21 protein-coding genes and 1 pseudogene are annotated in these 25,331 nt (G+C 73.1%); 9 read left to right on the top strand and 13 right to left on the bottom strand.

What is annotated here, in order from left to right; genetic code table 11:
- Positions 1-151: 151 nt before the first annotated feature.
- The 4 genes from ABZ354_RS01620 to ABZ354_RS01605 all read right to left on the bottom strand — a co-directional run bounded on the left by ABZ354_RS01620 (position 152) and on the right by ABZ354_RS01605 (position 6,226).
- Positions 152-556, bottom strand: coding sequence for a roadblock/LC7 domain-containing protein (locus tag ABZ354_RS01620; RefSeq protein ID WP_358651775.1), 405 nt, complete (start codon positions 554-556; stop codon positions 152-154).
- The gene (locus tag ABZ354_RS01615; protein ID WP_358651773.1) at positions 535-3,027 is read right to left on the bottom strand and encodes a nitrate- and nitrite sensing domain-containing protein; all 2,493 of its coding nucleotides are present in this window, start codon (positions 3,025-3,027) and stop codon (positions 535-537) included. The genes ABZ354_RS01620 and ABZ354_RS01615 overlap by 22 nt, the downstream gene beginning before the upstream one ends.
- Before the next feature lie 694 nt (positions 3,028-3,721).
- On the bottom strand, positions 3,722-5,143 hold the full coding sequence (locus ABZ354_RS01610; protein ID WP_358651771.1) for an FAD-dependent oxidoreductase: 1,422 nt from the start codon (positions 5,141-5,143) through the stop codon (positions 3,722-3,724).
- Between the two features lie 48 nt (positions 5,144-5,191).
- Entirely contained in the window at positions 5,192-6,226 is a 1,035-nt protein-coding gene (locus tag ABZ354_RS01605; RefSeq protein ID WP_358651769.1) for a DUF4349 domain-containing protein, read from the bottom strand.
- A gap of 176 nt (positions 6,227-6,402) precedes the next feature.
- On the opposite strand from ABZ354_RS01605, the gene hemG reads away from it, so the two are divergent.
- Positions 6,403-7,866, top strand: coding sequence for a protoporphyrinogen oxidase (gene hemG, locus ABZ354_RS01600; RefSeq protein WP_358651767.1), 1,464 nt, complete (start codon positions 6,403-6,405; stop codon positions 7,864-7,866).
- 5 nt (positions 7,867-7,871) lie between these two features.
- The gene (gene hemQ, locus ABZ354_RS01595; protein ID WP_358651765.1) at positions 7,872-8,603 is read left to right on the top strand and encodes a hydrogen peroxide-dependent heme synthase; all 732 of its coding nucleotides are present in this window, start codon (positions 7,872-7,874) and stop codon (positions 8,601-8,603) included.
- 3 nt (positions 8,604-8,606) lie between these two features.
- On the opposite strand, the gene ABZ354_RS01590 is transcribed toward hemQ, so the two are convergent.
- The 8 genes and pseudogenes from ABZ354_RS01590 to zapE form a co-directional block, all read right to left on the bottom strand.
- Entirely contained in the window at positions 8,607-10,313 is a 1,707-nt protein-coding gene (locus ABZ354_RS01590; protein ID WP_358651763.1) for an alpha/beta hydrolase, read from the bottom strand.
- A gap of 157 nt (positions 10,314-10,470) precedes the next feature.
- The gene (locus tag ABZ354_RS01585; protein ID WP_358651762.1) at positions 10,471-11,799 is read right to left on the bottom strand and encodes a DUF692 domain-containing protein; all 1,329 of its coding nucleotides are present in this window, start codon (positions 11,797-11,799) and stop codon (positions 10,471-10,473) included.
- A gap of 240 nt (positions 11,800-12,039) precedes the next feature.
- Positions 12,040-12,735 (bottom strand): peptidyl-tRNA hydrolase, encoded by a 696-nt coding sequence (locus ABZ354_RS01580; RefSeq protein WP_358651760.1) that lies wholly within the window; start codon positions 12,733-12,735, stop codon positions 12,040-12,042.
- Positions 12,736-13,065: 330 nt separating this feature from the next.
- Positions 13,066-13,248, bottom strand: coding sequence for a hypothetical protein (locus tag ABZ354_RS01575; RefSeq protein ID WP_358651758.1), 183 nt, complete (start codon positions 13,246-13,248; stop codon positions 13,066-13,068).
- A gap of 54 nt (positions 13,249-13,302) precedes the next feature.
- A pseudogene (locus tag ABZ354_RS01570) lies at positions 13,303-13,818 on the bottom strand ((2Fe-2S)-binding protein); the annotation flags it as partial.
- Positions 13,819-13,829: 11 nt separating this feature from the next.
- A complete protein-coding gene (locus ABZ354_RS01565) occupies positions 13,830-15,212 on the bottom strand; it encodes a PhoX family protein (protein ID WP_358651756.1) in 1,383 nt (460 codons plus the stop codon).
- Between the two features lie 83 nt (positions 15,213-15,295).
- Positions 15,296-16,102 carry a slipin family protein gene (locus tag ABZ354_RS01560; RefSeq protein WP_358651754.1) on the bottom strand — a complete coding sequence of 269 codons (807 nt, stop codon included), beginning with the start codon at positions 16,100-16,102 and terminating at the stop codon, positions 15,296-15,298.
- Positions 16,103-16,417: 315 nt separating this feature from the next.
- Positions 16,418-17,527: a cell division protein ZapE gene (zapE, locus tag ABZ354_RS01555; RefSeq protein ID WP_358651752.1), complete on the bottom strand. Its 1,110-nt coding sequence runs from the start codon at positions 17,525-17,527 to the stop codon at positions 16,418-16,420.
- Between the two features lie 34 nt (positions 17,528-17,561).
- On the opposite strand from zapE, the gene ABZ354_RS01550 reads away from it, so the two are divergent.
- The 6 genes from ABZ354_RS01550 (at position 17,562) to ABZ354_RS01525 (ending at position 22,254) form a co-directional block, all read left to right on the top strand.
- A complete protein-coding gene (locus ABZ354_RS01550) occupies positions 17,562-18,458 on the top strand; it encodes a pyrimidine reductase family protein (protein ID WP_358651750.1) in 897 nt (298 codons plus the stop codon).
- A gap of 279 nt (positions 18,459-18,737) precedes the next feature.
- Positions 18,738-19,193 carry an indole-3-glycerol phosphate synthase gene (locus ABZ354_RS01545; protein ID WP_358651748.1) on the top strand — a complete coding sequence of 152 codons (456 nt, stop codon included), beginning with the start codon at positions 18,738-18,740 and terminating at the stop codon, positions 19,191-19,193.
- Between the two features lie 115 nt (positions 19,194-19,308).
- A complete protein-coding gene (gene murC, locus ABZ354_RS01540) occupies positions 19,309-20,697 on the top strand; it encodes a UDP-N-acetylmuramate--L-alanine ligase (RefSeq protein WP_358651746.1) in 1,389 nt (462 codons plus the stop codon).
- Between the two features lie 28 nt (positions 20,698-20,725).
- Complete coding sequence (msrB, locus tag ABZ354_RS01535; RefSeq protein ID WP_358651744.1) at positions 20,726-21,133, top strand: peptide-methionine (R)-S-oxide reductase MsrB; 408 nt, start codon at positions 20,726-20,728, stop codon at positions 21,131-21,133.
- A gap of 291 nt (positions 21,134-21,424) precedes the next feature.
- Positions 21,425-21,925: a DUF6232 family protein gene (locus ABZ354_RS01530; RefSeq protein WP_358651742.1), complete on the top strand. Its 501-nt coding sequence runs from the start codon at positions 21,425-21,427 to the stop codon at positions 21,923-21,925.
- Positions 21,922-22,254 carry a hypothetical protein gene (locus tag ABZ354_RS01525; RefSeq protein ID WP_358651740.1) on the top strand — a complete coding sequence of 111 codons (333 nt, stop codon included), beginning with the start codon at positions 21,922-21,924 and terminating at the stop codon, positions 22,252-22,254. Before ABZ354_RS01530 ends, ABZ354_RS01525 begins: the two co-directional genes overlap by 4 nt.
- Before the next feature lie 200 nt (positions 22,255-22,454).
- Here the strand turns inward: ABZ354_RS01525 and ABZ354_RS01520 are convergent, their stop codons facing one another.
- Positions 22,455-24,416: a hypothetical protein gene (locus tag ABZ354_RS01520; protein WP_358651738.1), complete on the bottom strand. Its 1,962-nt coding sequence runs from the start codon at positions 24,414-24,416 to the stop codon at positions 22,455-22,457.
- A gap of 296 nt (positions 24,417-24,712) precedes the next feature.
- On the opposite strand from ABZ354_RS01520, the gene mscL reads away from it, so the two are divergent.
- The gene (gene mscL, locus ABZ354_RS01515) at positions 24,713-25,201 is read left to right on the top strand and encodes a large conductance mechanosensitive channel protein MscL (protein WP_358651736.1); all 489 of its coding nucleotides are present in this window, start codon (positions 24,713-24,715) and stop codon (positions 25,199-25,201) included.
- Positions 25,202-25,331: the final 130 nt, after the last annotated feature.

Genomic DNA, 25,331 nt, shown 5'->3' with positions numbered 1-25,331 from the left:
GCTCTCATCGAAGTTGTGGGACGAAACGAGCGGGACGGACCGGGAAGCGTGCTCGACGTACGGCGACGAGCGGGACGGACTGGGGGAGCGTGCTCGACGCGCGGCGGCGAGCGGGACGATGCGGTGGCGCGGTCGTGCGAACGCGGCCGGATCAGCGCGCGGGCGGGAAGCTCGGGTCGCGGACCTGGGGAGACAGCGCGTCACCGACCTGGTTGATCAGTTCGGACATCATGTAGCTGACCTCACCGATGTCCGCGTCCCTGTTGGTCATCACCAGCAGTGAGGCGCCGCTGGAGACGGCCATCGAGAACATGTAGCCGCCCTCCATCGCGGTGAGACTGTGTTCGACGGGATCGGTGTTCGTCAACTGGGCGGCGGCCGAGAGCAGGTTGACGGCGCCCGAGGCGATGGCGGCCAGCCGGTCGGCGTCGTCGCGCTCCAGGCCCGTGTAGGCCAGCGCGAGTCCGTCCGCGGACACGGCTATCGCCGAGGTGACTTCCGGGATACGCCCCGCGAAACCACTCAGGATCCAGCTCAGGTCGGCGGGAGAGGCCATTTCTTGCTCCGTTCGGTGTCGTCGTCGGTGGCGGAGCGCCCACGGGGCTTCGTGCTCCTGTTGATCCCCTGCGCGTAGGCCGCCAGGACGTCGGAGACCTGCCGGGAGTCCCGGCGGCGGGGCGCCGGCTTCGGCGAGGCGGCGCCGGAACGTTGCTGGGTGCCGTCTTGTTCGCCCCGGGCGGGCCACTGCTGAGGTGTGTTGCGCCGCCGCAGCGGCAGGCCCGAGGAACTCACTCCGGCCACGCGTGAGACCGGCTCGTCGTGCACGGGATGCGGGGCGGGCGTGGTGCCGCGCCCGCGCTCCGGCTCGGGCGACGCGTAGGAGCCTCGTCCACCGAAGAAGGGGTCGTTGTTCCGGGGCGGTGTGCCCCGGTTGCTTCCGCCGCGGCTCGCGCCCGGCGTCCCGACCTCCCAGTCGGGGGCGCCGTCGTGGCCGTGCCGTGCGCCCGCCGCCGACTGCCTGCGAGCGGGCGGTCCCGGAGGTGTGACCGGACGGAGCGACCCGTAGTGCACATCGCCGCCCCGGCTGTCCTGGCCGCGCGTTACGGCGGGCACGGCCTGCGACGGCGGGGCCGCCTCGTCCGGGATGACCGCCAGCACCTTCGAGGGCAGGGTGACCTCGGCGATGGTGCCGGGACCGGACGAGTCGCGCAGCTCGACGACGATGCCGTGGCGGGCGGCGAGCCGGGCCACCACGTGCAGACCCATGGACCGTACGTCGCCGATGCCCGCCTGCGGCTCGCGCAGCGCGGCATTGTGGAGGGCGCGGCGCTCCGCAGTGAAGCCCACTCCCTCGTCGACGATCTGCACGACGGCCCGGTCCGACAGCCGCCACACGGCGACCCCGACCTGCTTGTCGGGAGGCGAGAACCGGGTCGCGTTGTCGAGGAGTTCCGCCAGGATGTGCGCCACGTCGTGCACGGCGCGGGCGGCGACGCCGATGCCCGCTTCGACAGTGCCGAGAGACACACGGTCGAAACGCTCGATCTGCTGCGCCGCCGCCATGATGACGGTGGAGCAGTCGACATCGGCCGACCGCACCCGGGCGTGGCCGTAACCGCCGAGCACCAGCAGGTTGTTGGTGTTGCGTTCCATGCGGATGGCGAGGTGGTCGAGGGCGAAGAGGGTCTTCATCCGCTCGGGGTCGGCCTCGTCGCGCTGCACCGCGTCCAGCTCGGACACCATGACCGTGGTCAACTGCGCGCCCCTGCGGGCGACACCGACCAGGGTCTCGGCGAACTGCTCGTGAATGTGCGCCTGCTGGGCCGCCAGGCGGACGGCTTCGTGATGGACGGCGTTGAAGGCCTCACCGACCTCGCCGATCTCGTCGTCGCCCGCGGTCTTGACCGGGTTGCCCGTACGCTGGGCCACCTGCTCGGGTGTCGAGCCGCTCAGGGCGCCGGGCCGGGACAGTTCACTCATCACGGCGGGCAGCCCGGTGTGGGCGACCTCGTGGGCGGCGTCCCGCAGAGCGCGCAGCCGGCGGATCATGACGCGCCCCAGGCGGACCGCGAGGACGACGGCGCCGATCAGGGTCAGCACCACCAGGGCGGCCTCGAGCCCGGCTGTCCAGATGAGTCTGGTGCGTGTTTCGGAGACCATGGTGAAGACGGCCTCGTCGATCCGCTTCTCCACCGAACGCAGCAGTTCCTGGCGGTCGTCGGTAGCCGTCCGCCATTTCTTCGGGCTGACCCCGATGTCCTTGCCCGGTGCGGTACGGCCGATCTCGTACTCGAGCCGCCGGGACTCCAGGGCCTTGTTGCCGGAAAGCGTCCGCTCCAGCCAGGTCCGCCATTCACCGGGTCCCAGGTCGAACATGATGCCGAGGGAATCGGCGTAGCCGAGCCGGCTGGCGTCGAACGTCCGCTGCGAGGCGGGCGTGAAGCCGCCGGCGGCCTGCGCCCTCATCACGGTGACCTGCTGCTGGGCCGTGTACTCGGCTGCCTCGGACAGGGCGGCGGAGGCGCGGATCCGGTCCGCGATGTCGGCGTCCACACCGTCTGCCTGCGCGATCCCGTCGCGGTAGCCGTTGAGGTCGGCGATCACGATCCGGTAGCCGAAGGCCAGCGCGGAAATGGTGCTGCTCCCCGAGCGCACCTGGGCGCGCAGGGCGGGCATCTCGTCGACGAAGCGCCCGATACGGTCCAGTGCGTCCTGGGCGCTGCCGGGTACCCCGGACAGGTCGTCCATCCGGTCGCGGAATTCGGCGACACTTCTGTCGGTCTCGACGGTGCTTATGCGGAACGCTTCCGCATCCCCCTGTCGGGAGACCAGTGCGGTGGCTGCCGCACGCTCACGCTGCAAACGGTGGGTCAACTCCCCCGCGGTGTTGGCGGCATCGACCATCGCGGTCAGCCGACTGGCCTGGAGCGCCTGGTTGGTCGCGGGTGCCAGCGCCAGTACGGAGAACGTGACGGCCACAGTGAGAGGCGCGGTGACGAGCAGGACGAGGCGACTATTGATTTTCACTGCGCGGCTCCATCGCCGGAACCGGTGCTGAGTATCGGTAACACGCAGGTACCTGTTAACGGATCGTGGGGGTGACGGTGGGGAGGCCGGCACATCGTGTGCACCGTTATCGATGGGACAGGAGGGGTGGCCGGGACAGATGGGCCCCTGTGGCGCGGCATATCCTATGGCGTGATCATCGTGCAGCTGACAACGCTGTGGTGATCCGACTCGATCACAAGTGTTTGCGCATTGAACGTTTATGAGCCCGAGTGACCTGTCCGCAGAAGTGCGGGGACACCATGCGCGACCAGCGAACCGACGCACCGTGACAACCCGTCAGACTAAGCAGAACGCTTAGCGGGCACTCCGGATTCGCTACTCGACGCACGGGGCGACGCTCGAATGTCGTAGCGGAATAGTTAGATTCAACCGGCCGGTAACGCCAAACTGCGAGTCTCTTCCACATGCTCTGCCGTGGCGTTCGTCCGCCCCGCGGTCTTGCGCGTCAGGTCCTCAACGGGCTCGTCGGCGCACAGGATGCCGCGCTGCTCCGGCGGCGGGGGAGTGCCGGGCTCGAGAGGCCGGACGAGGAGCGATGGACCGGAATGACCACACATGACCAGTGGCCGCCGCCCAGCCGACGTACCGGGCGGGCACCCGGAGGCGTCCGTCCGGGTGCCCGGACGGGACGGCGTGGACCAGCACCGTTCCCTCAGGCCCTCTCGGTCCCCAGCGTCTCCTGGACCTTTCGCGCCGCCTTGCGGGCCGCCACCAGCACCGGGTCCCACACCGGCGAGAACGGCGGGGCGTAGCCGAGGTCCAGGGCCGTCATCTGTTCCACCGTCAGCTGTGCCGTGAGGGCGACGGCCGCCACGTCGACGCGTTTGGCGGCGCCCTCACGCCCGACGATCTGCACACCGAGCAGCCGCCCCGTGCGGTGCTCGGCGAGCATCTTCACCGTCATCGGTGAGGCGTCCGGGTAGTAGCCGGCGCGGCTCGTCGACTCGATCGTGACCGCCTCGAAGCGCAGCCCCGCCCGCAGCGCGTCCTTCTCGCGCAGACCCGTGCGCCCGATCTCCAGGTCGCACACCTTGCTCACCGCCGTGCCCACCACGCCCGGGAAGGTGGCGTAACCGCCGCCCGCGTTGGTGCCGATGACCTGCCCGTGCTTGTTGGCGTGAGTACCGAGCGCGATGTGCCGCTGCTGCCCGGACACCAGGTCCAGGACCTCCACGCAGTCGCCGCCCGCCCAGATGTTCCCGTGCCCGCGCACCCGCATCGCCCGGTCCGTCAGCAGCCCGCCGTGCCCGCCCAGCGGCAGCCCGGCCGCCGCGGCGAGCCCGGTCTCCGGACGCACGCCGATGCCGAGCACCACCACGTCCGCCGGGTACTCGCCGTCCTTCGTGCCCACCGCGCACGCCCGGCCGTCGGCGTCCGTGCGGACCCCGGTGACCTCCGCGTCGTTCACCATGGTGATGCCGAGGCCCTCCATCGCCTCGCGCACCAGCCGGCCCATGTCCGGGTCCAGCGTCGCCATGGGCTCCGCGCCCCGGTTGACGACCGTCACCTCGTAGCCGCGGCGGATGAGCGCCTCCGCCATCTCCACGCCGATGTAGCCCGCACCGACGACGACCGCGCGACGGCCGCGCGCGCGTGTCAGCGTGTCCAGCAGCGCCTGCCCGTCGTCGAGCGTCTGCACCCCGTGCACGCCCGGCGCGTCCACACCGGGCAGGTCCGGACGGACCGGCCGGGCCCCGGTCGCGATCACCAGCTTGTCGTACGACGTCCAGGACTCGGCGCCGGAAACGGCGTCACGGGCGCGTACCCGGCCGCCCGCCACGTCGATCTCCGTGACCTCGGTACGCATCCTGAGGTCGATGTCCCGCGCGCGGTGCTCCCCGGGCGTACGGGCGACCAACTCGTCCCGGCCGGTGACCTGACCGCCCACCCAGTACGGGATGCCGCACGCCGAGAAGGAGGTGAAGTGGCCGCGTTCGAACGCCACGATCTCCAGCTCGCCGGGACCTCTCAGGCGGCGCGCCTGCGACGCCGCGGACATCCCCGCGGCGTCGGCGCCGATCACGACCAGACGCTCCCGCGTCCCCCTCGCACCACTCCCACGGCCCTTGTCCATGCGAACACGCTACGGGAGCGGCGCGTCCCGGCCCGCGCGGGCGCCCGCTCAGTCCTCCTCGTGTGCCTCCCGTGCCGCCGGCTCGTCCGGGGACCCGGCGCGCGCCCGCCCCGGCGCCGTGCGGGCCGAGGGCAGCGGGCCCGGGGCGGTCGCCGTCGACGCGGGCGCCGGGCGGCGCGGCAGCCTCGGCCGCACCAGCCTCAGCCACGCCAGGACGAGCAGCGCCGCCGCCGCGGCGAACGGCAGCACCGCGCCGAGCACCACCAGCAGCCAGCGCAGCATCGTCACGAACGCGTCCCAGCCGCCCGTGAGCGCGTCCACGAAGTCCGGGTCGTCGTCCTTCGCCGCATCCGCCGGTACCGGCCGCTCCGACAGGGACAGCGTGATCGTCGCGAGGCTCGTGCGGTCCTTCAGCGACGCCTGCCGCGCCAGCAGCGACTCCAGATCGGCCTGCCGGGCGCTCAGCTCGCCCTCCAGCGTCACCACGTCGCTCAGCTTCGTGGCCCGGTCCATCAGCTCCCGGATCCGCGCCACGCTCGCCCGCTGCGACGCGATGCGGCTCTCCGCGTCCACGATCTGGTCCGTGACGTCCTGCGCCTTCGCGGTCCGCTCCAGGAGCCTGCCCGCGCCCTCCAGGTCCGCGAGGACCGCCTCGTACCGGTCGACGGGCACCCGCAGCACCACGCGCGTGCGCTCGTGGCCGTTCTCGTCGGCGGTGGTGGTCTCGTCGCCGACGTAGCCACCCGCGTCCTCGGTGGCGGCCCGCGCCTCGGCCAGGGCCTTCGGTACGTCCTTGACGCGCACCGAGACGGAGGCGGTGCGGATGACGCGGTCCGGGTGCGCGGGGGCCTGCGGGGCCGCGCTCGCCCGGTCACCGTCGGCCCTGCCGCTCCCGGCCGCGCCCTCCTTCGCGCCCCCCTGGGAGCCCCCCTCCGCACCGCTCTTCGCGTAGTCGGCGCTGCTGCTCGCGTCCCCGTCGCCGGAGCCGCCGCATCCGGTGAGCGCGAGGCCGGCGGCCAGCAGCAGCCCGGCCAGGGCCAGGACCGGCCGGGCGGAGGGTCGGGCGGAACTTCGTGTGTGCATGGCAAGCCCCCAAGGTCGTGGCGACGGGCGGTCCTCCGCCTGTCTGACGGTCCTACGACGCCCGGAGCACCCCGGACGTTGGCGCGGAACGGTTCCGAACGGGTCACGGTCGGGACTCGGCGCCCGGGAACCGGGCCCACCGGGGACGGGTCCGGGGCTTCTGAGAAGGTGGAGCCATGAGCGGATCACGTACGGGTGCCGCCGGTGAGGTCGTCGTCGTGGGGGCCGGCATCGCCGGGCTCGCCGCCGCGCACCGGCTGCTGGATGGCGGGGCGCGGGTCACCGTGCTGGAGGCCTCGGAGCGCGTCGGCGGCAAACTGCTGCCCGGCGAGATCGCGGGCGTCCGCGTCGACCTGGGCGCCGAGTCGATGCTGGCGCGCCGCCCCGAGGCCGTCGGCCTCGCACGCGAGGTGGGCCTCGCCGACCGGCTGCGGACGCCCGCCACCGCCACGGCCTCGATCTGGACCCGCGGCGCCCTGCGCCCCATGCCCAAGGGCCACGTCATGGGCGTGCCCGGCAGCGCCGCCGCCCTGGCCGGCGTCCTGTCCGACGAGGGCCTCGCCCGCATCGGACGCGACGCCGACCTGCCGCGCACGGAGATCGGCGACGACGTGGCCGTCGGGGAGTACGTGGCGGCCCGGCTCGGCCGCGAGGTCGTCGACCGTCTCGTGGAGCCGCTGCTCGGCGGGGTGTACGCGGGCGACGCCTACCGCCTCTCGATGCGCTCGGCCGTCCCGCAGCTGTTCCAGGCCGCCCTCACCCACACCTCGCTCACCGAGGGCGTCCGCGAGATCCAGGCGAAGGCCGCCGCCGGCCGGCAGACCGGGCCCGTCTTCATGGGCATCGCCGGCGGCGTCGGCAGCCTCCCGCACGCCGTCGCGGACGCCGTACGGGCCCGTGGCGGCGAGATCCTCACCGGCACGCGCGTGACGGAACTGCGGCGCGCCGGGGACACCGGATGGCGGATCGTCGCCGGCGGCCGGGAGCTGCGCGCCGACGCCGTGGTCGTGGCCGTGCCCGCGCCCGCCGCCGCCGCCCTGCTGCGCGCCGAGGCTCCGGCCGCCGCGGCCGAGCTGACCGCCGTCGAGTACGCCTCCATGGCGCTGGTCACCCTCGCCTACCGCCGCGCGGACGCCGACGCCGACCTGCCCACGGGCAGCGGATTCCTCGTCCCGCCGGTCGAGGGGCGCACCATCAAGGCATCCACGTTCGCCTCCCGCAAATGGGGCTGGATCGCTGACGAGGACCCGGACCTGCTGGTGCTGCGCGCCTCCGTCGGCCGGTACGGCGAGACGGACATCCTCGGCCGCGACGACGCCGGGCTGGTCGAGGTCTCCCGGCACGACCTGCGCGCGGCCACCGGCCTGACCGCCGCCCCGGTCGCCACCCGCGTCACCCGCTGGACGGACGGCCTGCCGCAGTACCCCGTCGGCCACCACGCGCGCGTGGCCCGCGTCCGCGACCACGTCGCCCGGCTTCCCGGCCTCGCCGTGTGCGGCGCGGCCTACGACGGAGTCGGCATCCCGGCCTGCGTCGCGAGCGCCCGCGCCGCCGCCGACCAGATCCGGGGCGACCTGCGCGCCGTAGGGGAGCTCACCGCCCACCCGGTGCAGAGCATGCACGGGGGAGCGGGAGAATAAGGGACATGAGTGACGACGCCACCACCCCCGCCGCCGACCGGATCCCGAACAAGGGCAAGCTGGCCAAGGACCTCAACGAGGTCATCCGCTACACCCTCTGGTCCGTCTTCAGGCTGAAGGACGTGCTGCCCGGGGACCGTGCCGGGTACGCCGACGAGGTCCAGGAGCTGTTCGACCAGCTCGCCGCCAAGGACGTCACGATCCGCGGCACGTACGACGTGTCCGGTCTGCGCGCCGACGCCGACCTCATGATCTGGTGGCACGCCGAGACCAGCGACCAGCTCCAGGAGGCGTACAACCTGTTCCGCCGCACGAAGCTGGGCCGTGCGCTCACCCCCGTGTGGTCGAACATGGCGCTGCACCGCCCCGCCGAGTTCAACCGCGCGCACATCCCGGCGTTCCTCGCCGACGAGACGCCCCGCAACTACGTGAGCGTCTACCCCTTCGTCCGTTCCTACGACTGGTACCTGCTGCCTGACGAGGACCGCCGCCGCATGCTCGCCGACCACGGCAAGATGGCCCGCGGCTACCCCGACGTGCGCGCCAACACCGTCGCCTCGTTCTCCCTCGGCGACTACGAGTGGATCCTTGCCTTCGAGGCCGACGAGCTGTACCGCATCGTCGACCTGATGCGGCACCTGCGCGCCTCGGAGGCCCGCCTGCACGTCCGCGAGGAGGTCCCGTTCTACACGGGCCGCCGCAAGGACATCGCCGACCTGGTCGCCGGCCTGGCCTGATCCCTACGGTCGCGTGGCCCGGGGCGGCGCCTCGGGCCGCCTCGCGCGGCCGTCCGGGGATGTGGGCCCGGGCTCCGCGTGCGGTGCGCATGCCGCGCGCCGCGCGGGGAGCCGCCCCTCCAGCAGATACGCCTCCAGGTGGGCGTTGACGCAGGCGTTCGGGCCGCCCGCGATGCCGTGCGTGCCGGCGTCCCGCTCGGTCACCAGCACCGAGCCCGACAGCCGCCGGTGCATTTCCAGCGCGCCCCGGTAGGGCGCGGCGGCGTCCCGCTCCGCGGCCAGGATCAGCGTCGGCGGCAGCTCACCCGGCCCGGTCCGCACGTCCAGCGGTCGCTGCCGGGGCGCCGGCCAGAACGCGCACGGCAGGTTCGTCCACACGTTGTCCCAGGTCTCGAAGGGCGCCGTGCGCGCCAGCCGGGTGTTGTCCCGGTCCCACACCCGCCAGTCCGTCGGCCAGGCCGCGTCGTTGCACTCCACGGCCGTGTAGACGGCGGTGCTGTTCTCCGCCTCGGCCGCCGCCTGGGCGGACACGCCGACGGTGCCGTCCCCGCCGTCCTCGTCGTCCTCGGCGTTCTCGGTGGGCGGCGCCGCCTGCTCGATCAGCGGCTTCGGGTCGCCCTTCAGATAGGCCGACAACGCGTGCGCGCGGTGCGGCCAGTAGTCGTCGAAGTACGCGGCCTGCAGGAACGCCCCCTGCAACTGGCCCGGCCCGACCCTCCCGCCGGCCGGCTCCGCCGCCAGCCGCGCGCTCGCCCTGTCGTACCCGGCCTGCACCTCGCGCGCGGTGGTGCCGAGCCCGTACACGTCGTCGTGCCGGGCGACCCACTCCCGGAAGTCCGCCCAGCGGTCCTCGAACGCCGCCGACTGCGCCAGGTTGTTGCGGTACCAGACCTGCCCCGGGTCCGGGTTCACGGCCGCGTCGAACACCATCCGCCGCACGTGCGAGGGGAACATCGTCGCGTACAGGGCCCCGAAGTACGTCCCGTACGACGCCCCCATGAACGTCAGCTGCCGCTCGCCCAGCGCCGCCCGCAGCACCTCCAGATCGCGGGCGTTGTTGAGGGAGTGGTAGTGCCGCAGCGCCCCGCCCACCCGCCGCGCACAGCCCCGCGCGTACGCCTTCGCCCGCGCGATCCGCTGCCGCTTGTACGCCTCCGAGGGGTGCGTCGGCGCGGGCGCCGGGCCCTTGAAGTAGTGCCCGGGGTCCTCGCAGGACAGCGGGGCCGAGCGGCCTACGCCGCGCGGGGCGTAGCCGACCAGGTCGTACGCCGCGGCGATGCCCTTCCACTCCGGCATGAAGCCGATCAGCGGGAAGTACATGCCGGAGGCGCCCGGGCCGCCCGGGTTGTAGATCAGCGCGCCCTGCCGGGGCACCTGGTGCTTGCTGTTGCGCGGGTCCTTCCGCGTGGCCCGCACCCGGCTGACCGTGAGCCGGATCTGCCGGCCGTCGGGGTGCGCGTAGTCCAGGGGCACGGTGACCGTGCCGCAGCGCATGCCGCCCGGCAGGTCGTCCCCGTCGGGGCAGGCGGCGAAGGTGACGCCGCGCTCGGCGGCACGCGCGGCGGCCACCGCGGTGCCGCGCAGTTCGGCCGCGCCGGCCGGGCCCACCCTCCCGGCCGGGGCACCCGGCGCGCCGTGCGCCGGGGCGGCGGCGAGGCCGGTCAGGAGGAGCAAGGATCCGGCGGCCGAGCGGAGGGCGGCAGCTCTCATCGCGTGTCCCTTCGGTGCACGGTGGCGACAGAAGGGATGTTTCGTCCGGTCGCGGAGGAAGGCAAGCACCGACCGCCGGTGTCGGCACCCGCACCCCTGTGCGCCCCCGGCGTGCCCCCGGTGGCTCAGTCGCGCCGGCCCGGCCCGCCCCGCCGGGTCACCGGCGCAGCAGTGCCCGCCGCGCCGCCCGCGCCAGCCGTGCCGTCGGCCGTGCGGAGCGCGGTGCCGGGCCCGAGCGCTCCCGCCACCACTCCCGCAACTCCCGGCGCGCGTCGGCCCGTTCGGGCCGCCCGGCGAGCAGCAGGTGCTCGGCGAAGTCCAGCGCGTCGCGGCGGTAGCCCCCGGTCATCGGATGCCCCTGGGCGTACGCGAGGAAGGCCGGCCGGTACGCGTCGCCGAGGATCTCCGGCAGTTCGGGGGCGACCCCGGCGACGACACCGGCCCGCTTCGCGGCGAGCGCCCGCGCCTGCACCCCGAGCCGCACCCGGTCGAACCCCTCGGGCGCGGGCGTCCCCGCGACCAGCGCGGACAGCAGTGCGGTCTGCGCGAGGCCGAGGTGCTGACGGGCCCGGGGGCGTTCACGGAGCTCCGGCCGCACCGGGGGCTCCTGCCCGGCCGCGCCCGACCCGGCCTGCCGGGCCGGTGTCTCCGCCCGCGCCCGCTCCCCCTTCCCCACCGCCTCCCCGATGGCCGCCAGCTCGCCCTCCAGCTCGGCCGGTTCGGGGAAGTTCTCGTCCCGCTCCAGGAGGACGCCGGGCGGGGTGACCCGGGAGGCGAGGTCGGCCAGGATGTCGAGGACCGGCCGCGGGACGGGGTGGGCGTGGCTGTCGTGCCAGACGCCGTCCCGTTCGAACCCGCCCGCGACATGGACGTACGCGATGGCCTCCAGCGGCAGCCGGGAGAGTGCCTCGGCCGGGTCCTCGCCGCGGTTGACGTGGTTGGTGTGCAGGTTCGCCACGTCGATGAGGAGCCGTACCCCGGTGCGGTCGGCGAGCTCGTACAGGAACTGGCCCTCGGTCATCTCCTCGTCCGGCCAGGAGAACAGCGCCGCGATGTTCTCGACGGCCAGCGGCACCGGCAGTGCGTCCTGGGCGACGCGGACGTTCTCGCAGAGCACGTCGAGGGCGTCCCGCGTGCGCGGCACCGGCAGCAGGTGCCCGGCCTCCAGGCCGGGGGAGGCGGTCAGCGGGCCGCCCGCACGGACGAACGCGATGTGCTCGGTGACCAGCGGCGCCCCCAGCGCCTCGGCACGCTCGGCCAGCGCCGTCAGCCGCCCGGCGTCGGGCCGGTCCGCGCCGCCGAGGCCGAGCGAGACGCCGTGCGGCACGACGGTCACCCCGCGCTCGCGCAGCCGCAGCAGTGAGTCGGGGAGGTGGCCGGGGCAGACGTTCTCGGCCACGGCCTCGACCCAGTCGATGCCCGGCATGCGCTCCACGGCCTCCGCGATCTCCGGCCGCCACCCGATCCCCGTGCCCAGTCGCTCCATGGTCCCCGTCCCTCCTCCACACGGCCCCCCGGCCGTCCGCCCGGCCCCCGGGCCGCCTGCCCGCTGACGTCCCGGCCCCGCCCGGGGCCTGCCGGAACGTCCCTTCGGACGTGCCGGAGGTATCGCCCCCGCGACCGGGACCGAACCCTGTGACGGAGACGTTCAGAGCAACATTTGAGGTTGCGGCCTGCGAGGCTCCCCGAGAGGGAAGCGGGCCCCCTCCGAGACGGACCCGGGACGTCAGCGCAGCGCCGGATGGTCCGCCACGACCGTGCAGGACCCCGGTGCGATCTCGGTGAAGCCCGCGTCCCGCACCACCGGGAGGCCGCTCGCCGTCAGCCGCGCCCAGTCCGCGGGGTCGGCCGTGCGCACGGCCAGCGGGAAGCCCGCGTCGCGCCAGGCGGCCCGCTCCTCGTCCGGCAGCGCCCACCGGGCGAGCTGCGCGCCGTGCCCGGCCTGCGCCATCGCCTTGCCCGCCGACATGGCGATGTCCGGGTTCGTCCACAGCACCGGCGTGGCCGGGTCGGCCGGTACCGGCGCCTCCGGGTCGTCCAGTTCGGTGCCGGACACCTGCAGCCGGGCCAGGTCCCTGGGCCAGCCGTCCAGCGGAACCGGCGGGAAGACCCGTACCTCCGCGGACCCACCGGTCACGGTGATGCCGTCCAGCGCCTCGGACCGCCGCCACTCGGCGCCGCGCGCCCGCCGCACCACCTTGCGGATCCGGGCGTCCTGCCAGTCCCGCACCGCCCGCGCCCACGCGCCGTCCCCCGACGACCGCTCGTCGCTCAGCAGCACCAGCACCGCACGCGCCGCGGTCTCCAGGGCGTCGGTGCGCGCCGGGGGAGCCGCCCGCTCGATGCGGACGACCAGCGGCAGTACGAACTGCGGCGCCAGGTCGCGGCCACCGGGCTCGACATGGAAGGCGCTGTCGCTCACGGACGCGGGTTCTTCTGCGGACGCCGGCCGTGCGGACGTGGTTTCTTCGCTCACGCCCCCAGTCTGCCAACCCGGGCACGGCCCACGTCCCCCCGGCCCGGGGCACGGTCCAGGACCCCGGTCCGGGGCACGTCCGCTCTCCCTGGTCCGGGGCACGGTCGAGGTAACCCGGTCCGGGGCACGTCCGCTTTCCCGGGTCCGGGGCAGGGCTTACGTCCCCGGTCCGGAGCACCGGGCGCGGCGGCTCTGGTCCGGAGCACCGGCCCGGGGGCGCCCGTTCCGTAGCACCGGCCGGGGCGCCCGGATCCGGGAAACCGGGAACGGCCCGCCCTACCCCGAGCAGGCCGTCCGCTGGGCCTCCTGCCACTCGCACACCGGGCACAGCGTGATGCCTTTGTACGACTCCGGGTACTCGGTCGGCTCCCGGCACAGCACGCACTCCGCGTACGGCGGTCCGTCGGCCCTGGGCGGCCGGGCCGTGTCGATCAGGCAGTAGTCGTCGCCGTCACTCATGTGTCCAGCGTATGCGCCGGGGGTCACCTGTTCGAACGGGCGGGCGGGCCCCGCTCAGATCTCCCGGCGTTTGAGCGGCTTGGTCGCCGGGCCCTGGACCACCTTGCCGTCCGTGTCGAAGCGGGAGCCGTGGCACGGGCACTCCCAGGTGCGTTCGGCGGCGTTGAAGGCGACCAGGCAGCCCATGTGCGTGCAGCGGGAGGACACGGCGTGCAGGGCGCCGTCGTCGTCGCGGTACACCGCGAGCCGGTCGCCGTCGACGCGGACCAGCGCGCCCTCGCCCGTCGGCAGGGACTCCACCGGAGGCGGGGGCCGCAGCCGGTCGCCGACGAAGTGGCCGACGACCTGCGCCTGGTGCTTCAGGAACTGCGGCGCCTCACGCACCGTCGAGCGCAGCCGGCGAGGGTCGTACAGCTCGCTCCACGCGCACGGCTCCCCGGTGATCAGCGCGGTCAGCAGGCGGGCCGCCATCACCCCGCCGGTCATGCCCCAGCCGCCGAAGCCGGTCGCCACGTACACGTGCCGGGCCCGCGGGTGCAGCGGGCCGACGAGCGGCACGGTGTGGCTCGGGCTCTCGCGGGCTACTTGCGCCAGGGCCCCGTGACGGCGAACGTCGTCCCGGGCGTGTAGCAGTTGACGTACATCGTCTCCCCGTCGGGGGAGAAGGTGACGCCGGCGAACTCGCCCCACTCCGGTTCCTCGGGCGTGCCGAGATTCTGCCGGCCGCGGGCCATGGCGTAGACCTCGCCCTTGCGGGTCACGCCGAAGACGTGCTGCGCGCCGTTGCCGTCCTCGCACACCATGAGGCCGCCGCTGGGGGCGAGGCAGATGTTGTCCGGCGACTCGCCGGGCAGCTGCACGTCCGTGTCCGGGCCGAAGACGATCACGAGCGTGAGACGGCGGTGCTTCGGGTCGTAGCGCCAGATCTGGCCGAAGTGGTCCGCGGCCGAGCCCTCCGCGCTGTGCGCGAACGACGACACGAAGTACACACACCGCCCGCCCCAGTAGCAGCCCTCGAGCTTCTGCGCGTGCGTGATGCCCTTCGGGCCGAAGTCCTGGAGCCGGATGGGCGTCTCGACGGCCTGCGTGTCCGGTACGTCCACCCACTCGATGCCGTCGAAGGAGGCGCCGGTCTCCTGGATCGACGACAGGTCCGGCACGCCCGGCACCCGCATCGCCTGGAGCCGGCCGCCCGCGCGCAGCGAGCCGAGCCCGCCGAGCGGCTTCTCCGGCAGGAAGCGGTAGAACAGGCCGAACGGCTGCTGGAAGGCGTCCTCGGTCTCGTAGACGACACCGCGCTCGGGGTCGATGGCGATCGCCTCGTGCTGGAAGCGGCCCATCGCGGTGAGCGGGACCGCCCCGGAACGGTGCGGGTCGACCGGGTCGACCTCGAAGATGAAGCCGTGGTCCTTGGTGTAGCCGGAGGTGCCGGCCCGGTCCTCGGTCTCCTCGCAGGTCAGCCAGGTGCCCCACGGGGTGGGGCCGCCCGCGCAGTTGACGGCCGTACCGGCGATGGCGACCCGCTCGGACAGCACGTTCCCGCGCGAGTCCAGGGTCAGGGCCGTACAGCCGCCCTTGCCCGCCGGGTCGTAGGTGAGGCCCTCCACGGTCGGGACGGCGAGCTTGGCGGTGGCCCGGTTCTCGTGGTTGCGGACCAGATGGACACGGCCGTGCCGGCCGGCGAAGGCCGACATGCCGTCGTGGTTGGAGGGGACCGGACCCTCACCGGAACGCAGCGGGTCTCCCTCGCGGGACAGCACCCGGTAGCGGAAGCCCTCCGGCAGGTCGAGGAGACCGTCCGGGTCGGGGACGAGGGGGCCGTACCCGGTGTGACCGAGGTTCTGCGCGGCGGCACTGCCCGCGAAGAGCTCGGACAGGGCCCCGGTGAAGGCGATGCCCGCTCCCAGCGCACCGGTGCGGGCAAGCACCTGACGACGGGTCGCGGAACGGCCGTTTTCGGACATGGCGGAACCTTCCTGCTGGCGGACAGGAGCTGTGACCCGCTGTGTCTATCACCTGCGGCTCTCGGACGGGAACCACATGACGATCACGTGTCCTCGCTCGACCGATTCGCGATGGTGTGCCCGGGCGATGTCTGCTGGGCCCGTTCCAGGAACCGCAGCAGTTCCACCGGGAACGGCAGCACCAGCGTGGAGTTCTTCTCGGCCGCGACCGCGACGATCGTCTGCAGCAACCTGAGCTGGAGGGCGGAGGGTGTGTCGGCCATCTGCTGGGCCGCCTCGGCGAGCTTCTTCGACGCCTGCAACTCGGCGTCGGCGTTGATGATCCGGGCCCGCCGCTCCCGGTCGGCCTCTGCCTGCCGCGCCATCGAGCGCTTCATCGTGTCCGGCAGCGACACGTCCTTGATCTCGACGCGGTCGATCTGCACGCCCCAGCCGACGGCCGGACTGTCGATCATCAGCTCCAGCCCCTGGTTGAGCTTCTCCCGGTCGGACAGCAGGTCGTCCAGGTCGCTCTTGCCGATGATGGACCGCAGCGACGTCTGCGCCATCTGCGAGACCGCGAAACGGTAGTCCTCGACGTTGACGACGGCCGCCGCCGGGTCCACGACCTTGAAGTACACCACCGCGTCCACGCGCACCGTGACGTTGTCGCGGGTGATGCCCTCCTGGCCGGGCACGGGCATGGTCACGATCTGCAGATTGACCTTCCGCAGCCGGTCCACACCGGGCACGACCAGCGTGAAACCCGGCGGCCGTACGTCACCGCGCAGCCGCCCGAGCCGGAACACCACCCCGCGCTCGTACTGCTTGACGACGCGCGCCGCCACCACGACGTACGCCACCCCGGCGGCCGCGGTCGCGGCGACCGCCGCCAGCACTTCCTCGAGCATGACGACCTCCTGACGACAGGGCCGCTGGGCGACGCGCCCGGGGAGGTGAGGGTGAGGCAAGGAGCGAGGTGCTGCGGGACGCGCCTCTTGCCACGATATGCCCGATACCTGGTACGAGGCCATGTTCCCGGCCTGCGCGGAAGGCGGGGTGGACGCCGCGACCGTGCCGCGCACACCGGCCTCGGTCGACTCGCCGAAGGCGGACACGCCCGGCACCTGGACGGAGTCCGGCAGTCCGTGCACTTCCACGGACCCGCCCCTGACCACAGGGCCGGTCCGGGAGGGAGGGGCGCCGCCGGGCGGGCGGCGGTGGTCTCAGATGTGCTGCCCGAGGAGCGGCTCGGCGTCGCGGGCCAGGGCGGTGAGCCGCGATATGGCGCGGAAGTACTTCTTCCGGTAGCCGCCCTTCAGCATCTCCTCGCCGAACAGCCGGTCGAAGGGCAGCCCCGAGGCCAGGACCGGCACCTCACGGTCGTAGAGCCGGTCGGCGAGGACGACGAGCCGGAGCGCCGTCGACTGGTCCGGCACCGGTCGTACGTCCGTGAGGCACACGGCCCGCAGGCCGTCGGTGAGCGCGCCGTACCGGCTCGGGTGGACGCGGGCCAGGTGGTCCAGAAGTTGCGGGAAGGTGTCCAGGGAGGCGCCCTCGGTGGCGTACGCCGCCTTCGTGACCTGCTCCTCCGAGAACGGGGCCGGCGCCTCGGGCAGGCCCCGGTGGCGGTAGTCCTCGCCGTCGATGCGCAGCGCGCGGAAGTGGGCGGACAGGCCCTGTATCTCGCGCAGGAAGTCGGCCGCCGCGAACCGGCCCTCGCCGAGCCTGCCCGGCAGCGTGTTGGAGGTGGCGGCGAGCGCGACGCCCGCCTCGACCAGCTTGCCGAGCAGGGTGGACACGAGCACGGTGTCGCCCGGGTCGTCCAGCTCGAACTCGTCGATGCACAGCAGGCGGTGCCCGGACAGTGTCCTCACAGTCTGCTGGAACCCCAGGGCGCCGACCAGGTTCGTCAGCTCCACGAACGTGCCGAAGGCCTTCAGCGCGGGCGCGGCCGGGGCGGCGTGCCACAGGGAGGCCAGCAGATGGGTCTTGCCGACGCCGTACCCGCCGTCCAGGTAGACGCCGCGCGGGCCCGCCGGGGTCTTGGGCGCCCTGGACCTGCCGAAACCGAAGAAGCTCCGGCGGCCGGCGCCGGAGGCGTGCGCCCCGCCGAGCCCGGTCGCGAAGTCCTCGAGCACCGCGACGGCCCCGGACTGGCTGGGCCGCTCCGGGTCGGGGACATACGTGCCGAACCGCACGCCGTCGAAGCGTGGCGGCGGCACCATCTCGGCGACGAGCCGGTCCGGAGGGACGTGCGGCTCGCGGGCGCACAGGGACAGCGGGCCCACGTCGGCCGGCGGACCGGACTCGGAGGCGGTGGTGGAAGATGACACGATTTCCATCGTAGTCGCGTGCCAGACTGCAAGAATGCGACGCTTGTTCCCTGTGACCGACCAGACAGCGGCCCTTCCCCCGTACGGAGCGGACGCAAACCGCGTTCCCGGCGACACGGACGGTCGCGGAGGTCCCGGCGCCGCCGACGGGCGCGAATGGAGCCTCGCCGAGCTGGCCGCCGCCTACGCCTATCCGGACACCCGACCCGGCACCCGCCCCGAAGCCCGTCCCGAGGGGGAGCCCGGCGGCCCGGGGCCGGGCCGCCGACAGCCCTGGCTGCGCGCCAACATGGTCTCCACCCTCGACGGCGCCGCCCAGCACGACGGCCACTCGCAGCCCATCTCCAGCGCGGCCGACATGCGGATCTTCGGCACACTGCGGGCGTTGGCCGACGTCGTGGTCGTCGGCGCGGAAACCGTACGGCGGGAGGGCTACCGTCCGGCACGCGCGCGCGGCGACTTCGCGGCCCTGCGTGAGGCGGCCGGGCAGGGCCCCGCGCCCGCGATCGCGGTGGTCACCGCCGGGCTCGAGCTGGACTTCACCCTGCCGCTGTTCTCCTCGCCCCTCGTCCCGACCCTGATCCTCACCGGCGCCGCAGCGGCACCGGACCGGATCGCCGCCGCCGAGAAGGCCGGCGCCAGGGTGGTGATCGCCGGCGACGGCGTCGGCGTGGACCCGGTGCGTGCCGTGCGGGCCCTCGCCGAGCTGGGCCACACCCGGCTGCTGACCGAGGGCGGACCGCGGCTGCTGGGCCAGTTCGTGGCCTCCGGCGTGCTGGACGAGCTGTGCCTGACGCTCTCGCCGATGCTCACCGCGGGTGGGGCACAGCGGATCGCCGGAGGGCCCGCAGTGACACTTCCGGAGCGTTTTGCGCTGGACTCTGTGCTGGAAGAGGACGGATTCCTCTTCAGCCGTTACCGCCGGCCCTGACCCCGCCGGCCTCGCTGAACCCGCAGGGGACTTTCGCCGGACTGTTGTCGCCGTCTGTGGGTATACGTGGCTGCCGGATATGGGTCCGGTCGGTGCCGCTCGTCCGTAAAACTGCGGAATCTACCCTTCCGTTTAGTGTTCGGCGGGCACACTGAGTCCGGCAAGACCCGTGTGATCACGGGGCAGGTTGGTTTCCGCGGGGCCTGTCTTCGGCCTACGGAGGATTGAGGGCCGGGAGCCCTCGAAGGAGAAGGGGCGCCTGTGTTCACAAGCGTTTTGATGATCGAGAAAGCCCTGACGTCCGCCGACGTGGACTTCGTCACCACGCTGCACGGGGACGAACCCGTCTCCTTCCACGTGCTGCTCCAGCCGCGCGGCGAACAGGCCGACCGGCTGCTCAGAGCCATCGACGACGTCGCGCTCGGCGAACTCGACGAGGCCGTCCAGGAGGGTGGGACACCCGAGGGCGAGGAGGCGCTGAGCACGGGACGGCGGGCCCTGGAGGTCTCCCTGGCCGCGCTGCGCGCCGCCGGCGGCGAGGCAGGCGGCCGGCTGGTCGACGACCACCCGCTCGACGCGCTGAAGACCATGGTCGAGGAGACCGGGGCCGACGAGGTCATCGTGCTGACCGACCCGCACTACGTGGAGGAGTTCTTCCACCGCGACTGGACCTCCCGGGCCCGGCACAAGGTGGGCGTACCGGTACTGAAACTGTTCTCGCACAGCAAGGCATAGGCTGGGACGGCGCCCTTCGTCCGGGCTTCCGGCATGGGCGCCCGTCCGCCGCCAGACGGACACCCCTCGCACCACCCCGCCCGTACCACCTGTCGCACCACTGGGAGAAACGCGCATGGCACCCGGCCTTCCCACCGCCATGGACCGCCCGCACTTCATCGGCATCGGCGGCGCCGGAATGTCGGGCATCGCGAAGATCCTCGCGCAGCGCGGGGCCAAGGTGGCCGGCAGCGACGCCAAGGACTCCGCGACCGCCGAGGCGCTGCGCACGCTGGGCGCGACGGTCCACATCGGACACGCGGCGGACCACCTGGCCTCCGACGCGACCTGCGTGGTCGTGTCGTCGGCGATCCGCGCGGACAACCCGGAGCTGGCGCGGGCCGGCGAGCTGGGCATCCCGGTCGTCCACCGCTCCGACGCGCTGGCCCGTCTGATGGACGGCCTGCGCCCGATCGCCGTGGCCGGCACCCACGGCAAGACCACGACGACGTCGATGCTCGCGGTCTCCCTGTCCGCGCTGGGCCTGAACCCCTCCTACGCCATCGGCGGCGACCTGGACGAGCCCGGCTCCAACGCGCTGCACGGCGAGGGCGACATCTTCGTCGCCGAGGCCGACGAATCGGACCGCAGCTTCCACACGTACGCCCCCGAGGTCGCGATCGTCCTCAACGTCGAACTCGACCACCACGCCAACTACGCGTCCCTGGACGAGATCCACGAGTCCTTCGAGACGTTCGCCGGGAAGATCGTCCCCGGCGGCACGCTGGTCATCAACGCCGACCAGGACGGCGCACGCGAACTGACCCGCCGCCTCGGGGACACGGTCAGGACGGTGACGTACGGCGATGCGGCGCACGCCGACGTCCGGGTCCTGTCGGTCGTCCCACAGGGCCTGAGGAGCGAGGTGAGCGTCGAACTGGACGGCGCGCCGCTCACCTTCACGGTCTCCGTGCCCGGCCGCCACTACGCGCACAACGCGGTCGCCGCCCTCGCCGCGGGCGTCGCACTCGGCGTCCCCGCCGCCGAACTGGCGCCCGCCCTCGCCGCGTACACCGGTGTCAAGCGGCGCCTCCAGCCGAAGGGCGAGGCCGCGGGCGTCCAGGTGATCGACTCCTACGCGCACCACCCGACCGAGATGACCGCGGACCTGGAGGCACTGCGCGGGGCGGCGGGCGACGCGCGCATCCTCGTCGTCTTCCAGCCCCACCTGTACTCCCGCACCCAGGAACTCGGCGAGGAGATGGGCCGGGCGCTGGCCCTCGCGGACGCCTCCCTGGTCCTCGACATCTACCCGGCCCGCGAGGACCCGATCCCCGGCATCACCAGCGACCTGATCATCGACGCGGCCCGCGCGGCGGGCGCCGACGTGACCGCCGTGCACGACAAGGCCGGGGCCCCGTCCGCGATCGCAGGAATGGCAGGGCCCGGTGATCTCGTTGTCACGATGGGCGCGGGCGACGTCACGGACCTCGGCCCGCTCATCCTGGACCGGCTGACCACGTGACCCGCGGAGCAGTGAGGGGCTGAGACACATGCCGTACGAGGTCGAGAAGACGGACGAGGAATGGCGCGCGGAGCTGAACCCGGCGGAGTACGCCGTGCTGCGCCAGGCCGGGACCGAGCCCGCGTTCACCGGTGAGTACACCGACACCGGGACCGAGGGCGTCTACTCCTGCCGTGCCTGCGGCGCGGAACTGTTCACCTCCGCCACGAAGTTCGCGTCCCACTGCGGCTGGCCGTCCTTCTTCGACCCGAAGGGCAGCGACGCGGTCGAACTCCTGGAGGACCGGTCCCACGGCATGCGCCGCACAGAGGTCCGCTGCGCGCGCTGCGGATCCCACCTGGGCCACGTCTTCGAGGGCGAGGGCTACCCGACGCCGACGGACCAGCGGTACTGCATCAATTCGATCTCGCTGCGGCTGAAGCGGGGCGGGGCCTGAGTTTTCGCCTTTTGAGCGGGGCGTACGCCTACGCCGGGACCGGCGTAGGCGTGACCGTGGGTGCGGGTGGCGCCGCACGGCGTGACGGCAGCCGCCTGGTGCTGCCGGTAGGCGGGCGAACGTGCAGGTGGCGACGCCGACACGGGGCGGCGTGCCGGACCGGGTCGGGAAGAACCCTCATCCGGCTGGGACGGATCCAAGAGGACGGACCGGCTGATTACTGTCGCGTGACAGCATGCGCGTCGCTACGCTACCTGCCTCGGGAGTCCGAATACTGGACGGGAGGGTCCGTTGGCGGCCCAAGTAACCATCAATGAAGGCGTGTTATGGGTGGGCGCAGAAGCTTACCCATTGCGCAACATCTCCCATGTCGGCCAGAGACAGATGACCGTCAACAAGGGTGCCGCGTGGAGAAAGTTCATTCTCCGCAGCATCGTCTGGTGCATAGTCGGCGGCACTTTCGCCGCTGTCGTCGGCAACGCAGGAATGATCGTCTTTCTTCTCGGTGAGGCGTTTCTCCTTTGGAAGCTGGTCTCGGTCCTGCGGCTTCCCGTGGTGTACGGACTGGTCCTCGGCACCTCCGGCACCCAGCGTGAGGCCATCTGGTCCACGCGGCAGGAGGAAATCCACCAGCTGGTCTACGAGATCACCAAAGCGATCGGCAATCCCGACATTGCCCAGACGGTGATCAACGTGGCGCACGCCGTGCACGGCGACATCATCCAGCAGGTCGGGGCGAACAGCATTGGCAAAGCCCAGCACAGCGGTAGCGGGAACATCGGGGGATCATGAGCGGCGATCACATTCAGCAGTACGGCTCGGGCAGTATTGGTAAAGCCGAGCACACCGGCTCCGGTGACATCGTGGCCGGTGGCAAGAATGTCGGCGTGACCGCAGGAGGGCCCGCGGTGGAGGCCCTGCTGCGGGAGATCGAGAAGCTGCGTCCGCACCTGGACGAGAAGGACAGGGCGGAGGTGGACGCGGCGGCCGACTCGATCGCCGAAGAGACCACTCAGGAGCGTCGGCGTGCCCTGGTGCAGCGCATCACCGGCATCGCGGCGATGGTCGGCGAAGTGGGCCTGCCCGTGATCTTGGCCGCGAAGGCGCTGCTGGCAGGCTGAGGTGACTGATCGGCGGCTGCACAGCGGGTCTGATCTGCAGCCGCCGATATGCGAAGGGGCGTTCCCGGGGCAGTGGAAGCGGTTGGCCGGTTGAGTGGTCAGTGGCAACCGACGCCCCGCTCTGGGAGCGGCTCCCCCTGGGGCCCCGATGCGTCACTGGCGCGACCGGGCCACGTAGTTCCTATCCGCACACGCGCAGCTCACCTCCGTGCCGCCGTCGCCGTCGTCGGCGGTGGGGGCAGGAGGAGGGGGACGGGGGAGGAGCGGAGGCGGAGGCGGGGTGCGGTGCCGGACTCGATGTCCGTGATCAGCCGGCGCAGGGCCGTGCTGCCGTGCGGCGCCGGGAGCGCGGGGTCCAGGGTCGCCAGGGCACGGCGGGCCCGTCGCCGGGCGCGGCCCCCGCGACCGGCCTGGTGGTCGACGAAGGCACACGCGTAGCGGGCGACGAGGCAGGCCCATGTGTCGTGCCGGATCTCCGGAAGCCGTAGCGCACGGCGGGCGCTGCGACGGGCCGCGCCCGGTGCGAACGCCGCCTGGGCGACCGCGCGGACGGCCAGACCGAGGGCCGGTGAAGGCCCGCCGGGCGCGTACGGCGGGATGGTCTCCGCCGCTTCCCCGAAGTGTTCCGCGGCAGACCGCACGTCTCCCGCGTGCAGCGCCAGCATGCCCTGGACGTGTGCGATGCGACCGACCGTCGCGTCGTCCCCCGCCAGCACCGCCGCCGGCCACGCCCGCCCCAGCAGCGTGCGCGCGGTCTGCGGGTCCCGGCCCACGGCCAGCCACGCGGCCAGCCACAGCCCCCTCACCACGGCCGGGTCGTCCGCGTCGCACAGGGGCAGCAGCCGCAGCAGATAGTCGCCGCCCTGCTCCTCGCCGCCGTACACCGCCCACCAGAACCACAGGTCGACGACCACGCCGAGCGCCGCCTCCGCGTGCTCGGTGTGCTGAAGGGCGTACTCCACCATGGCGGTGACGTCGTCCGCCTCGTCCCGGACGAGGCGGACGGCCTGTGACTGGCAGCCGGTGTTCCAGAGGTTCTCGGCGACGGACGCCACCCGGCGGCTATGGGCCATCAGCCGCTCCACGGCGACCGGGAACTCCCCGGCCTCCCGCAGCCGTTCGGCGCCGAAGTCGCGGGCCGCCCTGCGCATCCGGTAGCGGGGCCGCCGTACGCCTCCGGGGTCGGCGGTCGGCTCCAGCACCCCGATCGCGGCGAGCCGCGCCAGCGCGCCCGGTACGTCGTGCGGCTCCACGCCCCCGCCGGCGCACAGGAACACGGCGGTCCCTTCGGTGAAGGGCCCGGCGAACGAGCTCGCCCGCCCCCACACGACCCGCACCGTACGGTCGCACAGGACGTAGCTCGCCCCGACCGCCTCCCGCAGGGACCGGTGGCGTCGCAGCGGCGCGCGGGGAGCGGCCAGCCAGCACTGCCGGCGGCGCAGCAGCCGGGCGAGTTCGGCCGGCCGGTGCCGGTCGAGCTGCGCGGCGGCGAGCTCGATCGCCAGCGGCACGCCCTCCAGGGTTTCGCAGATCTCCGTCACCGCGTCCAGTTCGGCGCCCTCGGCGTGGAACCCGGCGACCCCGGCCCGCGCCCGTGCGAGGAACAGTTCCACCGCCGGGCCGTGCTCGGCCTCGCCGGGGCTTCGCCGCGTGCCCAGCGTGCCCACCCGCAGCACCCGTTCGTCGCCCAGTCCGAGGGGGCGGCGTGCCGTCACCAGGACCCGCAGGCCCGGCACCGTCATCAGCAGGCGCTGCACGAGCCCGACGCACTCCTCGTGCGCCGGGTCGACGTCGTCCAGGAACAGCAGGTTGCGCTCGCCGGGCAGAGCGCGGAGCGCCGCGTCGACGCTCACCGGGTCCCGCCGGGGCCGTACGCCGGACACCGAGCGGACGACCGTGGCGGCCAGCGCGCCGGGGGCCGCCCGTCCCCGGCCCCGCCAGCGCACGCGCACGACGTGCTGCCAGCGCGCGTCCCGCGTCTCGTCCACGACGGCGGCGGCCAGCCGGCTCTTGCCCACCCCGGCCGGGCCGGTCACGGTCACCAGACGGTGGCACCGGAGCAGTTCCCGCAGGGTCCGGGACTCCGTGTCCCGGCCGACGAGCCCGTGCCCTTCCTCGCCGGAGGCGAGCAGAAGCTCGGGGCCGACCATGCGTGTCCACACTTTCGTAGGCCTCCGTACCGTCTTCGCCTTCTCGGCCGATTCTGCAGAACCGTCACTGCTTCGGCGCCACGAAAAGTCCAACGGGCCGTCCGGGTGCCGAGTGGCGCCGTCACGCGCCGGACCACCCGCCTCGCGGACCTCGTGCATCCGTGTTCGATAACCGATCGGCGACATATGTGGAGGTTCAAATGTCAAGTACCTCGATCGAATGAACCGGCGGGACGGAAGGTCACCGCGGTGGCGTAAGTTGCGCATTTCATTGTTGTCATACCTGAACATAAGGAGTGAGGCTCCCCGTGAGTGACACAAAGGAGCCGGGTGTACTGGAGGGCTTCAAAACCTTCCTGACGCGCGGGAACGTGGTCGACCTCGCGGTGGCGGTCGTCATCGGCGCCGCTTTCACCAACATCGTCAACTCGGTGGTCAAGGGCGTCATCAACCCGCTCGTCGGCGCCATCGGGACGAAGAACCTCGACAGCTACAGCTCGTGTCTGAAAGGCCCCTGCGAGAAGGCGGCGGACGGCACGGTCACCAGCGGCGTCATGATCCTGTGGGGTTCGGTCCTCGGGGCCACGCTCAGCTTCGTGATCACCGCTGCGGTGGTCTACTTCCTGATGGTCCTGCCGATGTCGAAGTACCTGGCCCGCGTGCAGGCCCGCCGCAAGGAGAAGGAGGGTGCGCAGGAGGTCCTGGAGGTGACCGAGCTGGAGGTCCTCAAGGAGATCCGCGACGCGCTCGTCGCCCAGCGTGCCGCGGACGGCGACGGCGGCGGCGCCCGGGAGTGACGGGGCGGCACCGCGCGGGACGTCCGGCAACGCACCCCGGCGGCCCGCCGGCTCCCGCCCGCCCCGGTAGGTGAACCGGTGCCCGTTCCGGTACGCGGAAGACACCGCACCGGCCGTGCCGCGCACGGGG

It is taken from the genome of Streptomyces sp. NPDC005925 (assembly GCF_040638805.1).
Taxonomy (GTDB): Bacteria; Actinomycetota; Actinomycetes; order Streptomycetales; family Streptomycetaceae; genus Streptomyces.
Note: the sequence above shows the minus strand (reverse complement) of the source record. Positions and strands in the feature narration are given on the sequence as shown.